Source organism: Acinetobacter sp. 226-1 (assembly GCF_030329325.1).
GTDB lineage: Bacteria > Pseudomonadota > Gammaproteobacteria > Pseudomonadales > Moraxellaceae > Acinetobacter > Acinetobacter sichuanensis.
Genome location: NZ_JACANU010000003.1, coordinates 508,711 through 522,322 on the forward strand (window position 1 = coordinate 508,711; position 13,612 = coordinate 522,322).

Annotated in this window: 13 protein-coding genes and 3 tRNA genes (1 of these 16 cut by a window edge); 8 read left to right on the plus strand and 8 right to left on the minus strand. The window is 36.6% G+C overall.

Translation table 11 applies throughout. The features are described from left to right. Positions 1-76: 76 nt before the first annotated feature. The 3 genes from HX124_RS08495 (at position 77) to pdxR (ending at position 4,554) form a co-directional block, all read left to right on the plus strand. Positions 77-1,408, plus strand: a complete 1,332-nt coding sequence (locus HX124_RS08495; RefSeq protein ID WP_286382885.1) for an APC family permease — start codon at positions 77-79, stop codon at positions 1,406-1,408. A 21-nt stretch (positions 1,409-1,429) separates the two neighbouring features. Next, positions 1,430-2,878: an NAD(P)/FAD-dependent oxidoreductase gene (locus tag HX124_RS08500; protein WP_286382883.1), complete on the plus strand. Its 1,449-nt coding sequence runs from the start codon at positions 1,430-1,432 to the stop codon at positions 2,876-2,878. A gap of 182 nt (positions 2,879-3,060) precedes the next feature. Then, positions 3,061-4,554, plus strand: coding sequence for a MocR-like pyridoxine biosynthesis transcription factor PdxR (gene pdxR, locus HX124_RS08505; RefSeq protein WP_286382881.1), 1,494 nt, complete (start codon positions 3,061-3,063; stop codon positions 4,552-4,554). A gap of 62 nt (positions 4,555-4,616) precedes the next feature. Here the strand turns inward: pdxR and HX124_RS08510 are convergent, their stop codons facing one another. Together HX124_RS08510 and guaA are read right to left on the minus strand one after the other, a co-directional pair. Next, positions 4,617-6,044 (minus strand): amino acid permease, encoded by a 1,428-nt coding sequence (locus tag HX124_RS08510; protein WP_286382879.1) that lies wholly within the window; start codon positions 6,042-6,044, stop codon positions 4,617-4,619. Positions 6,045-6,685: 641 nt separating this feature from the next. After that, on the minus strand, positions 6,686-8,254 hold the full coding sequence (guaA, locus tag HX124_RS08515) for a glutamine-hydrolyzing GMP synthase (protein ID WP_286382877.1): 1,569 nt from the start codon (positions 8,252-8,254) through the stop codon (positions 6,686-6,688). A 248-nt stretch (positions 8,255-8,502) separates the two neighbouring features. Here guaA and HX124_RS08520 point away from each other — a divergent pair, with 248 nt between their 5' ends. After that, positions 8,503-8,928, plus strand: coding sequence for a hypothetical protein (locus HX124_RS08520; protein ID WP_286382876.1), 426 nt, complete (start codon positions 8,503-8,505; stop codon positions 8,926-8,928). 58 nt (positions 8,929-8,986) lie between these two features. Here HX124_RS08520 and HX124_RS08525 read toward each other — a convergent pair whose 3' ends face one another. Beyond that, positions 8,987-9,403 (minus strand): DoxX family protein, encoded by a 417-nt coding sequence (locus HX124_RS08525; protein WP_286382874.1) that lies wholly within the window; start codon positions 9,401-9,403, stop codon positions 8,987-8,989. A 195-nt stretch (positions 9,404-9,598) separates the two neighbouring features. On the opposite strand from HX124_RS08525, the gene HX124_RS08530 reads away from it, so the two are divergent. After that, complete coding sequence (locus HX124_RS08530) at positions 9,599-10,237, plus strand: DedA family protein (protein ID WP_286376161.1); 639 nt, start codon at positions 9,599-9,601, stop codon at positions 10,235-10,237. Here HX124_RS08530 and HX124_RS08535 read toward each other — a convergent pair. The 5 genes from HX124_RS08535 to HX124_RS08555 all read right to left on the minus strand — a co-directional run bounded on the left by HX124_RS08535 (position 10,234) and on the right by HX124_RS08555 (position 13,084). Further along, positions 10,234-10,824, minus strand: coding sequence for a LysE family translocator (locus HX124_RS08535; RefSeq protein ID WP_286382872.1), 591 nt, complete (start codon positions 10,822-10,824; stop codon positions 10,234-10,236). The two genes, HX124_RS08530 and HX124_RS08535, sit on opposite strands and share 4 nt — an antisense overlap. Positions 10,825-11,034: 210 nt before the next feature. Then, on the minus strand, positions 11,035-11,442 hold the full coding sequence (locus tag HX124_RS08540) for a hypothetical protein (RefSeq protein ID WP_286382870.1): 408 nt from the start codon (positions 11,440-11,442) through the stop codon (positions 11,035-11,037). 14 nt (positions 11,443-11,456) lie between these two features. Continuing rightward, on the minus strand, positions 11,457-12,293 hold the full coding sequence (locus HX124_RS08545) for a ParA family protein (RefSeq protein WP_107009436.1): 837 nt from the start codon (positions 12,291-12,293) through the stop codon (positions 11,457-11,459). Between the two features lie 81 nt (positions 12,294-12,374). Then, positions 12,375-12,767: a SirB2 family protein gene (locus HX124_RS08550; RefSeq protein WP_286382869.1), complete on the minus strand. Its 393-nt coding sequence runs from the start codon at positions 12,765-12,767 to the stop codon at positions 12,375-12,377. 8 nt (positions 12,768-12,775) lie between these two features. Then, on the minus strand, positions 12,776-13,084 hold the full coding sequence (locus HX124_RS08555) for a BolA family protein (RefSeq protein ID WP_107009434.1): 309 nt from the start codon (positions 13,082-13,084) through the stop codon (positions 12,776-12,778). Between the two features lie 239 nt (positions 13,085-13,323). Between HX124_RS08555 and HX124_RS08560 the strand changes: the two genes are divergently transcribed. The 3 genes from HX124_RS08560 to HX124_RS08570 all read left to right on the plus strand — a co-directional run. Then, positions 13,324-13,396, plus strand: a tRNA-Gly gene (locus HX124_RS08560). 47 nt (positions 13,397-13,443) lie between these two features. Beyond that, a tRNA-Gly gene (locus tag HX124_RS08565) sits at positions 13,444-13,519 on the plus strand. Between the two features lie 45 nt (positions 13,520-13,564). Then, positions 13,565-13,612: transfer RNA gene (locus HX124_RS08570), tRNA-Gly, on the plus strand; it runs 128 nt beyond the window's last position.

Below are 13,612 nucleotides of genomic sequence, written 5' to 3' on the forward strand. Positions count from 1 at the left end.
AGGGCTTCGTGCAGCCCAAATTTAAGCAAACTTTCTAGGACAGGAAGTAAAAACAAAAATTCAAGGTTGAAATCGCATGGAAAATATTGAAACTTCGGGCAAAAAATTGTCATTGTGGCAAGTCACGATCATTGGGATTGCCTACATGACGCCAATGACTGTTTTTGACACATTTGGTATTGTTTCAGGAATCACCAATGGTCATGTACCACTCGCATACTTATTGGCATTAAGTGCAATGCTACTGACAGCATGGAGCTATGCACGTTTTAGTCGCAACTCTGAAAAATCAGGTTCAGCATATAGTTATACAAGCGAAAGTTTAGGTCCTAAAAGTGGCTTTTTTGTTGGTTGGTGCTCACTGCTCGATTATTTACTTTTACCCTTAATCAATGTGTTATTGGCTGCAATTTACCTCACGGCTCTCATTCCCAGTGTACCTTATTGGGCTTGGGTAATGGTCTCGGCAGGTTTAGTTACATTAGTGAATTGTTTTAGAATCAAAATCCTTGCCAACCTCAGTTTAGTCTTTGTTTTTGCACCTATTATTTTAATGGTTGTTTTTGTATATCTGGTCATACAAGGCATCAGTTCACAGCAAAGTTACCAACATATTTTAACGTTAACACCGCTTTGGCATGGACAGCAGGACATTTTACCCTTGATCGCAGGTGCTTCAGTTTTATGTTTTTCATTTTTAGGTTTTGATGCAGTTACGACATTATCAAATGAAACTAAAAATCCAACTAAAACCATTCCACGTGCTGTGATTTTAACCACACTAACAGGCGGAGCAATCTTTTTTACTGCCTCATGGTTTATTCAATTGTATTTTCCGAGCAATATCCAGTTTAAAAATCCTGATGAAGCATTACCAGAAATCGTGTTGTATGTGGGTGGGGCATTATTTCAGTCCATATTTTTATGTGGTCAAATCATGAATACTGTTGCCTCTGGGCTTGCCTCGCATGCCAGTGCATCACGTTTACTCCATATCATGGGACGAGATAATATTTTCCCAAAAAAATATTTTGGTTCAATGCATGCATCATTAGGCACACCTTTTTTCTCCGTTTTATTTGTAGGGCTGATCTCACTCTCCGCGATGTTTTTAGATTTGGCTCAAGTGATTAGCCTGATTAGTTTTGGTGCATTAGTTGCTTTTACTGCGGTAAATTTCTCAGTATTTGTCAAATTTTATATTCGTGATAAGCAACGTGATGGATTTAGAAATAAGTTTCTTAATCTATTTTTACCTCTTCTCTCTGTCATTTGTATTCTTTGTTTATGGATCAATCTTGATTCATCTTCACTGACTTTTGGTTGTTTCTGGTTAGCGATTGGCATTTTGCTATTTGTCTATAAATTACTGAAAAAGCAAAATATTGCTATAAGCAGCGCCTATTAATTTATGTTAAGGAAAGCCCACATGAACACACTTATAAAATCTCAGCACATTGCAAAGCCGCAGCATTTAAAAGATGTAAAATTTAAAGACAGTGCCGCTACACAAATGGGTAAAGAATGGAGTTGGATTAACCCCAAACATAAACAAGCTCATGAAAAAATTGGCTCAAACCCTGCAAATTATTATGAAAGTTCACTTGAAGATTGGCATACATTTGAACCATTAACAGCAGATATTGAATGTGATGTTGTAGTGATTGGTGCAGGTTTACTCGGGTCTTCAACCGCATTACATTTGGCTGAACAAGGCGTCGATACTGTGGTTTTAGAAAAAAATCGTATTGGTGCTGCGGCATCTGGTCGCAATGGTGGGCAACTGACACCAGGACTTGCTCGTTGGGAAGCAGCAGAAATGGCTGAGCGCTTAGGATATGAAGATGCTAAAAAATTGTGGCATTTTACATCTACAGAAGCAATGCGTTTAATAGATGATATTTCACAAAAATATGAACTTGATTTAAAACGTAAAAATGGTCATATCACAGCAGCAGTACATGAAGGTCATTTGGTTGCATTAACACAAGGTTCAGATGCACGAAAATATTTAGGTGAAGACCATACACAAATTATTGGTCAACATGAATTACAGGATTATATTAAGTCAGATTATTATACTGGAGGCTTATTAGATAATTTAGGAGGACAAATTCATCCTTTAGCTTTAAATCGAGGCTTAATCTATAGCTTTTGCCAAAATGGTGGCAACGTCTATGAGCAAACTGAAGTCCTTGAAATTGAAGAAAAATCAGATGGAGTTTACATCAAAACAGCACAAGCAATCGTAAAAGCTAAAAAATCTGTAGTGCTCGCAGTTCATCATGCCTCATTCAAACTTTTACCTGAACATAAACAAACCACGATTCCATTTTATACTTATGTCAGTACAACTGCACCTTTAGAACTTGATATAAAAGCGTTACTCCCTTTTGAACATCCTGTGTATGACACGCAGTTTCAGATTGACTACTATCGTCCTGTTACAGAAAATCGTTTATTGTTCGGTGGGCAAGGTACAGGTACATGCTGGGGCGCAGAAAAAACATTAAGTTATCTGAAACAACGCATTCATACAGTTTTTCCACAAATTAAAAATTTGGAAATGGATTTTGTTTGGAGTGGAACAACTGATTTAACTGTGAATGGTGCTGTTGATAGCCGTAAATTTCACAATAAATTTCCTATATATGCAGTACATGGTTGGAGCGGACATGGCGTTGCACAAACCGTTCGAATCGGTAAAGCCATCGCAGATGATTTTATAGGACAAAGTGCTGATTTTGAAATGTTAGCAAAAATCCATCATCAAAATATCTTATTGGGACGTAGCTTAGCACCCTTGGTTATTCCAATTGCAAAAAGTGCTTTTGGATTAGGAGCAATGATCAACCCAGGGAAAATGGTTTCATTTTAACCCCCTAAAGTAATCATGAGATGTTTGAAATTTCCCTATAAAACCCTCAAGCATCTCCTTATTTTCTTGTTGATATTTAGACAGATCCTCTAAAAATTACCAAAGTCTTGATCTTTATAAATAACAAATGCTGTATGCTAAATCATGAAAATAAAAGGATTTTTATCAATTGGAGAAACTGTTTGCGTAGTTTATTAGGTGATCATCTTTTACAACGCCTACAACAACAAACTGAAGGTGCATTATATCAACGTGTTTTTCGTTGTTTACGTGATGCCATGATCGAAGATGTACTGCCTCCCAAAACCCGACTACCAGCATCTCGTGATTTGGCACATGAGCTTAATGTCTCTCGCAATACTATTTTAAATGCTTATGAGCAATTACAAGCGCAAGGATATGTTGAAGCATTTACAGGTAGTGGTACGTGGGTGAGTGAAAAATTACCTGAAACTTATCTAAATGTTTCAAGTAATGAAAGCTCAATCAAAGCTCAGAATTCTTATGAATTAAAAAACTTATCTAAACGTGGCATGAATTTTTTTGAAAATGCCGCTGCATCGCCAAATCAATGGGGAGCATTTGTACCAGGTGTACCCGATGTCACTGAATTTCCTCATGCTGAATTTAGTAAAATATTACTACGACTCAATCGACAGCCAAGTGTTAACAATTTAATTTATACCAATGAAGGGGGTTGCTTAGAGTTAAAACAAGCACTGGTTGAATATTTACGTGTTGCTCGCTCAGTCAAATGCGATACCGATCAGATTTTAATTACAGAAGGTATTCATCAAGCCGTTGATTTTATTTCTAGAGTCTTATGCGATGTTGATGATCATGTTTGGGTTGAAGATCCGGGATATTGGGGAGCACGAAATATATTAACCATGAATGGTTTAAATATTCACCCAATGGCAGTAGATCATGAAGGTATTATTCCTGACCCTACAGCCCCTGTACCCAAACTCATTTTTGTCACACCATCGCATCAATATCCTTTAGGTTCACATTTAAGTTTGTCACGGCGTCGCCAATTGTTAGATTTAGCGCGTGTACATCGCAGCTGGATCATCGAAGATGACTATGACAGTGAGTTTCGTTTTGAAGGTCAACCCTTTCCCTCATTACAAGGTTTAGAAGAAAATACACCTGTGATTTATATGGGAACATTCAGTAAAACGATTTATCCTGCATTACGTGTCGGTTATATGGTCGTACCCAAAAGCCTCGTTTCAGGTCTAAAAACCATTTCTGCTGAGCTATATCGGGGGGGACATATGCTCACCCAACAAGCATTAGCTGAGTTTATTCAAATGGGACACTATGCTGCACATATTCGACGTATGCGACTCCTCTATACCAAGCGACGTGCATTTTTAATCGAGTTAATTGAACGTTATTTAGGTTCAAACTTTGTACATGAATATAGCCATGAAGCAGGCTTACATCTGGTATTAAAGCTACCTGATCATGCAGACGATGTTGCTATTGGTCAAATTGCGCTGACACGCGGTGTAAAAGTACGCCCTCTTTCTCAATATTTTATACAAAATCAAAATGCGACTCGTGGATTACTCCTAGGGTTTGCTTGTGTTGCTGAAAAAGAAATGCTGATGGCATTTAGTGTGCTCAGACAATGCTTAAAAGAACACGCCATATTGCCAGAAAATTAAAGTAAAAAAGACTTCTTTTATTACAGTGAAAAAGAAGTCTTTTAACTAAAAAAACGAGAATATTAATTAAATCTACGTTTCAACTGAGGAACTGCCACATGCTTATTTTTCGCCGCGCGTACCTGAACAATAACACCTATCAACATCACCAATGCAGCCGCAGCCCCTGTTGATAAGACCAAAATTCGATATTGTTCAATAAAAGTCATCGCGATCAAAGACAGACTAATAAAAACAATCACCACATAACTTAACCATGGAAATAACCACATTTTCAGTTTAACTTCCTGCGCTTCACGCTGCATTTTATAACGTAATTTGACTTGGGAAATTGCGATGACCAAATAAACCAACATGGCAATCATCCCTGTTGTATTCATTAAAATATCTAAAATTTCTCTAGGTTTTAATGCATCGAAAAAGTTCATACAAGCAATGGCAAATGCCATAACGCAGGAAGCAAATACAGCAAAAATAGGCATTCCATTCGCACGCGTTTTTTGGAAAATTTGTGGAGCATCACCCCGTTTTGACAATGAATACAACATCCGAGATGCAGTATAATGACCTGATACAAAACAGCTACTTACTGAAGTTAACACCACAAAATTCATCACCCATTGCGCACCAGGTACACCTAAAATTTCAAAGGTACGTCGATAAGCACCATAACCTGTTTGACTTAAAAGTGGATCATTCCACGGCACAATACACACGATTAAAAAAATTGAGCCAATATAAAAAAGACAAATTCGCCAAACAACAGACTTGATGGCACGCTTGGTTTGTTCAACAGGATTTTTCGACTCTGATGCTGCAATCGTAACGATTTCTGCACCTAAAAAAGAAAACATGACTCCTAATAATGCAACAATGACGGGTCCCATACCATTGGGCATAAAACCGCCATGCCCTGTCAAATTATGGATTGCATTGACTTCAGCCATAGGTAAAAGTTTCACAACCGCCAAAATACCTAAAATAATAAATACAAAAATAGCGATGACTTTAATTAAAGCAAACCAAAACTCAACTTCACCATATTTACTCACTTGCATAAAGTTGATAAAAATCAAACCAATGGTCATCGCCAATGTAAATACATTGACACTAATATAGGGAAACCAATCATGCAAAATAATTCCTGCAACATACGCCTCCCACGCCATCAATAAAACCCAAAACCACCAATATAACCAACCGATCGTAAAACCTGCCCAACGCCCAATCGCACGTTCTGCATAAGTTGAAAAAGAGCCTGTATCTGGAGATGTTGCTGCCATTTCGCCCAGCATGCGCATAATAAAAACAACCAATGCGCCACCAGCGAGATAAGCTAAAATCACAGCGGGTCCTGCTGCTGCAATAATGCTACCAGAGCCCACAAATAACGCTGCACCAATCACACCTGCAAGCGACATCATAGTGAGATGCCGTGTTTTTAAAGAGGCACTGAGTTCATTCGATGACTCATTCTTATTGATTTGCATATTTGATTCATTCCATGAATAATTTCTTAAGTAACTGACATAGATAAATATTTATAAAATTCCAACATCCAAATTTGGAAAATAAATATCAAACCTACTCTTTTTTGCTTAAATTTTTTGTTTTACTCCTCAATCCCTCAAGTACAAAAAATATTCAATCCTTAATTTCTTATGTTTCAGGTCAGATCCAGCATCAGATCAATCTCATTCAGATTAAAACGGCTATTTTTGTAAAATAAAAAATCATATATTTTTCTATATTTCACAATAGTTTGAAGCTTATCAAAACCAACTTAAAACAATAAAATCAATGATTTAAAAAATATTTACACTACGGTTTTTAAACTCAAAATTAAATTCTAAATCACAAGAATTTTAATTTTTCTATCAACTATTTTTCTTTACTTGGATAATGTCTGCTCAATACAGTTTCTTTTCGAGTACCGCTTTCACTACAATTTAGGGTACCAATTTTGATATAGAAGATTTTTTAGATCGGCAAATGTTGATGGTTTCTGCTCAAAATATGCTGTTTCAGATAATTTTTTAGACTCTAGATTTGTTATATTTTTAATGCTCATAAAAAATGGGCTAAGTCCAAAGACTTAACCCATTTGAGAAATTATTTAATCAATAAATAATTATTCCCATTCAATTGTTGCTGGTGGCTTACTTGATACGTCATAAACCACACGAGAAACGTCAGCAATTTCATTCATGATGCGAGTCGAGATTTTATCAACCAAATCATAAGGAAGGTGTGCAAAACGAGCTGTCATAAAGTCAACAGTTTCAACCGCACGAAGCGCAATGACCCATGCATAACGACGACCATCACCCACTACACCAACTGATTTAACTGGTTGGAATACTGCAAATGCTTGAGCAGTTTTGTCATACCAACCACTTGCACGAAGCTCTTGCATAAAGATGTCATCAGCTAAACGAAGAATGTCAGCATATTCTTTTTTCACTTCGCCAAGGATACGAACACCTAAACCTGGACCTGGGAATGGGTGACGATAAAGCATCTCATGTGGTAAACCTAAAGTTGTACCTAAACGACGTACTTCATCTTTAAATAAGTCACGGATTGGCTCAACCAATTCAAATGCTAAATCTTCAGGTAAACCACCCACGTTGTGGTGTGATTTAATCACGTGTGCTTTACCATTTTTAGTTGCAGCAGATTCGATCACGTCAGGGTAAATCGTACCTTGAGCAAGGAAGTTCACGCCATCAAGTTTACGTGCTTCTTCAGCAAATACTTCGATGAACTCACGACCAATGATTTTACGTTTTTTCTCAGGATCAACTTCGCCTGCAAGTGCAGTTAAGAAACGCTCTTCAGCGTCGGCACGGATCACACGGATGCCCATGTTTTTCGCAAACATGTCCATCACTTGCTCGCCTTCATTCAAACGAAGTAAGCCATTGTCCACAAATACACATGTCAATTGGTCGCCAATCGCACGGTGTAAAAGTGCAGCCACAACAGATGAATCCACACCACCTGAAAGACCTAATAATACTTTTTGATCACCAATTTGCTCACGTAATTGTTCTACACGTAAGTCGATGATGTTTTCAGAATTCCAAAGGTTACGGCAACCACAAATGCCATGAACGAAATTCGATAAAATCTCTGCACCTTTGGCAGTGTGCGTGACTTCAGGGTGGAACTGGATACCATAGAAACGACGTGCTTCATCAGACACCATCGCAAATGGGCAGCTTGGTGTGCTTGCAGTAACTTGGAATCCTTCAGGAATACGCGTTACTTTGTCACCATGGCTCATCCATACTTTCAATTGGTCTTTAGAATCTTCAAGATCGCCAATCAATTTGTCACGAACCTGAATATTAACTTCAGCATAACCAAACTCATGCACATCACCTGGCTCAACTTTACCGCCAAGTTGCTCTGACATGGTTTGTAAACCATAGCAAATGCCCAATACTGGTACGCCTAAATTAAAGACGATTTCTGGCGCACGTGGACTGCCTTCTTCATGCACACTTTCAGGACCGCCTGAAAGAATGATCCCGTTCGGGTTAAATGCACGGATGTCTTCTTCTGACATATCAAACGCATACATTTCAGAATAAACACCAGCTTCACGAACACGGCGTGCAATCAATTGGCTATATTGAGAACCGAAATCCAGAATGAGGATACGATCTTCAGTAATTTGAGTATTGGTCGTCATGGATATACAACTATGCAGGCAAATGGATTTAAGCGCCATATTCTAACATTTTTCAGCGCAGGACGCACACCCTTCCATCAAGTTGACACAATTTTCAAAAGTAAAATGACTTATTTTTAAATTATAATGCGTTTAAAGATTTTAAACTTTTTTCCACATCTATAAACGATCTCAATTTCAGCTCAAAATAATATGTTCCATATCACAGAAGAAATACTCAAAATTCAAAATACCCATTTTTTAAAAATATGGGGCATGCAAATTTTACAGATCAATCTATTGTTTTCATTAAAAATATTGAAAGTGCTTTTATATACCCTCAAGAATCAGACTTTAAAAATATCTATCACCAAGTCAAATGGCTTCCAACAAGTCTAAGTGAAACTAACCCTTTTTATACGATGACTCAAAAACCTCCTGAATCAATTATTATTTTAAGAAAACAAATCACTCAAGCCTTAATGCAATCTATTCGAACTGTTGATCCTCAATTATTTAAATATGACCAGTATGATTTTCAATATGCCGCAAAAAATGCATTGTGTTTTGCTTTTCGCCAAGCATTGATTGAAAAATATTATGGACTAGGACAACACTGGGAAAAAATCACTGAACTTTACTATTTAGGTCATTGGGTCATTGGATATACAACTGATCAATATATTGTCATTTAAACATCAAAATCTAAAAAAGCCAGATTGATTTCTGGCTTTAAACTCACTGTATTAATCTTTATTTTTCAATCAGATGATCAAGACTGATTTTTCCCGCACCATGTAACATTAGGAAGAATAAACCACCCGCCATAGCAAAGTTTTTCATCAAATTAATCGCATCTTCTGCACCACTATGAAAGATAAAAGCTGTAATTAAACTAAATAGAGCTAATCCCATCGCAGCAAAACGCGCTTGAAAACCCAATAACAAGGCTAAACCACCACCAAATTCAACCAAAATTGTCAAAGGTAACATAGCGCCAGGAACACCCATAGACTCCATATAACCTACGGTTGCGCTATATGCAGTAATTTTCCCCCAGCCCGCCATAATAAAGATATATGCCATGAACACACGTGCAATGAGTGTAAGTAACGCTTCAGCTGATGTTTGATTGACTACATTTTTTACAACAACGTTTGGATTAAACATGAGAACACCAATTTTTTATTTCATATTGAAGATGATGCTATGTTAGAGCCGTACTAAATTTGAATAAATATGTCATTATTCAACCCATCGTATCAAAAACAGAACGATAATAAATGCATTTATTTACTTTTTAATACTGACTTTCCCGTCTCACACTGCTAGGATTTGTGCACAATTTGACTTAGCTTTCACCTCATGAATCTCATTGATTTTATTTTACATGTTGATCAACATTTATTTGAATTTATAACAAATTATGGTTATTGGGTTTATGGAATTTTATTCCTAATTATTTTTGTCGAAACAGGCTTAGTGGTGATGCCCTTCCTGCCTGGCGACAGTTTACTTTTTGCAGCAGGTGCTTTAGCAGCTTCAACAGGTGCAATGGATCCTGTATTGTTGGTCATCTTACTTTTTATTGCAGCCGTGCTGGGTGACACTTTAAATTATCATATCGGTAAATATATTGGACCTCGTGTCTTTGAAATTGAATCACGCTTTATCAACAAAGAGCATTTGGTTAAAACCTCACAATTCTTTGAAAAACATGGTGGTAAAACCATTATTTTTGCTCGTTTCATTCCTTTTGCACGAACTTTTGCACCTTTTGTTGCAGGTGCAGGAAGCATGAATTATAAGTATTTTTTAACTTATAATGTGATTGGCGCATTATGTTGGGTGGGTTCATTTATTACATTGGGTTATTTATTTGGTAGACACCCATTAGTCAAAGATAATTTTACACATTTAGTCTTTGGTATCATTATCTTAAGTATTTTGCCGGGTATTATTGGTTATATTCGCCATAAATTTTTTAACAAAGATAAAGCTTAAAAAAAACGAACTACAACAGGCAACATACATAAGACTAAAAATAGCGCTGATCCTTTATACCATTGGTCAGCGCGAATGCCTTTCATATTTCCAGCTAAAACCTTGCGTCCCCAATACATCCAAAATACTGCACAAGGAATGAGGCATAAACTAAAAATCCCCATCACTAAAAAGTAATGTGCAAAAGAGTCCCATGTTTCTACAGGAAAAATACCTGCGGCAAATAAGATCGTTTTAGGGTTTTTTAAAGTTGAAATAAAGAGCTGCGATGGTGTTAATGCCTTACGTGATAAACCATGAGTTTCTAAATGAGATGTTTTCCATAAATGGAAAGCGAGCCAAAAAACGTATAAAGCACTTGCTACATGTAAAAGATCTATCAGCATTGGCCAAATGGGTAAACTCAGATGAACCAATAACGCCCAAATACTAATGCCATATAAATAACCTAAAAGCTCCGCAGGAACCAAAGTAAATGTCTTGCCAAATCCTTGTTGATATGCTGAATTTGCTAATAATGCATTGGTTGGACCTGGAATCAAAAGTACAGCTAACATTGCAGCAATAAACAGCCAATTTTCAATCATATAGCGAATAGAAATCGAGGAAACAGGCGCACACCTTAAACGAAAACCTGAAAATATGACAAGTTTTTAATACCATTTCATATGTAATTTTAAAGTTATTTTTCAATAATTTACATTCTAAGTATTTATTTTTTATAAAATTAATAATGAAATATTTAGTTAAAAATAAATTGAGATTTCCAGTATCTAGACTGAAAATCTCATAAAAAATTACTTTTTCACTTCTTGACGTTTTGGCACATAAGGACAATTTTTAAACTGTGCAGCTTGTGAAATCGCATCTTGCTGACCATAAAGATTTGCTAATTCAGAATTTTTTGTATTCGAAGACTGTCCCATATTGAGTGAAATAGAAGGTCCAAAGCCCCAGCCGCCACGTCCCCAACCACCGCCAAGCCCAACACCCACGCCCATTCCTGTACGTTTAGCAGGCTGTACACCATTACTAATATACTGCTGAATGCGCTGAAACTCAGAGTTAAGCTGTGCGCAATTCATTGCCTGATATTGTGTAGGCGATACATAACTTGGTTTTACAGTCGTTGCACAAGCAGTCAAAACAGGTAAACCAATGATGAGTGTTGCCCACTTCACTGCATTTAAATAGCTAAGTTTCATCCTATATCTCGATCTTATTTTTGCTCAATCTCATTGAACAATGATTGATATGCCTGCGTCAATTTGTGATCTGTTGCAAAATAGATAAGCGGTAGATTTTTATGATGTGACTCTTTCATTAAAACTGAAGGTGGCAGCATATGATTTAAAACAGGTAAATTTTCATCTTTTAACTGTTGCACCACTTCACGTGGTAGTTTTGCTTGCGCTTGGAATTGATTGACAACAATACCTTCTATTTCCAAACGATCATTGTGATCATCTTGAGTTTCGATGACATTTTCAATCAAAGTTTGTAATGCACGTTTTGAAAAAACATCGCAGTCAAATGGAATCAGAACACGATCAGCCGCAATTAACGCAGATAAGGTAAAAAAGTTAAATGCTGGCGGTGTATCAATAAAAATTCGCTCATATTGCCCAACAAGCGTCTGCAAAGAGTCACGTAACTTATAAATTTTATGTTTTGCTTCTAAAGCATGCTCTAAACCGCCCAAAGTCGGGCTTGCAGGCAATACATCTAAGTTTGGAAATGGCGAACGATGGATATATTGATCAAAGCCTTTATTTTTTGATTTTAAAATTGAACCAATTGCATTGCCCAGTAAGCCTTTTTGTTGATTATTTCCAAGAACATCATTAAAAAAACTTTCAATATTAGGTTCAAGTGCTGTTTTATCTGCGGAATACGTTGCGTCATCACCTAATAAATATTGACTCGAATTTGCTTGAGGATCTAAATCAATCACTAAAGTTTTTAGACCTGAATGCGCACTCATTGCAGCCAAATTTACTGCAATACTCGACTTACCCACCCCACCTTTTTGATTAAATACCACACGTGTAAGCATAATTTCCTCAAATTCATTCTTTTTTGACTTGTATGCAGTTTAACCTAGACTCCATACAAGTAGGAAATAAATGTCTAACAATCAACCAAAAACAGGCTTAATAATAATCAACGAAATAATCGCAACAAAAGCGATGATACCTATCATTAACCCTGCTCGACGCTGTGCCAATAAAATAGAATCATCTTTTTTATACACTTTAATCTGCGATGACAATAACACTAAAAATAGTACAATTTTTGCGTAAAACCAAGGTTGTACTTGGAATTTATTCATCACCAACAAAGCAACACCCGTCACCACCAACAAGGTATAAGACAAATGCTGCATAGCCACAAAACCAACACGACCTTTTGGATTAGGTTGTTGATTTTGCGTACCAATAAATAAAGTGGATGCACGTAATACAAATATCAGCATAGCTAAAGCTGCACTCGACATATGTACAATTTTAACAACCAAATGGATATCCATAATTTACCTTATGCTTTAGGTGCATGTGCACATTCAGGGCTTGCAGGTGCTTGTCCTTGCCATTCATTTGGTACATAAGCATGAATTGCGAGTGCATGAATTTTTCCTGGATTTAATAATTCTGCTGCCAAGGCATATACTTTTTGATGACGTTGTACCAAACGTAAGCCCTCAAAGGCAGCACTCACAATAATGACTTTAAAATGAGATTCTTTACCTGGAAAATATCCACCATGTCCTGCTGACTCATTAATAACCTCTAAATGAGTAGGTTCTAAGGTTGTTAATTTTTCAATCAATTGCTTTTCAAGACTCATTTTCATGACCTTTACAAATTTCTTTAATTTTAAGTATAGCGGATAATTATTTTTTTGTTATGAACCTGTTTTAAAGCCTTAAATATCTGCTGAAAACTTTTAAAAATAGCGTAAATATATGGCAAAAATTTGATATCTAAACTAAAAAATAAAAAAATTGTGTTAATTTTATGCAATCAGCACGTTTTATAATAAAAAATTGTTGACCCTGATTTTTCTTAATGTATTATAAGCCCCATGCGGGAATAGCTCAGTTGGTAGAGCATAACCTTGCCAAGGTTGGGGTCGGGAGTTCGAGTCTCCTTTCCCGCTCAAAATTTTTTCATTCGTTTTTTTATTTAAAAAATTGGATAGACTCCGCGGGAATAGCTCAGTTGGTAGAGCATAACCTTGCCAAGGTTGGGGTCGGGAGTTCGAGTCTCCTTTCCCGCTCCAAAATTTTTTCATTCGATTTTTTATTTAAAAAATTGGATAGACTCCGCGGGAATAGCTCAGTTGGTAGAGCATAACCTTGCCAAGGTTGGGGTC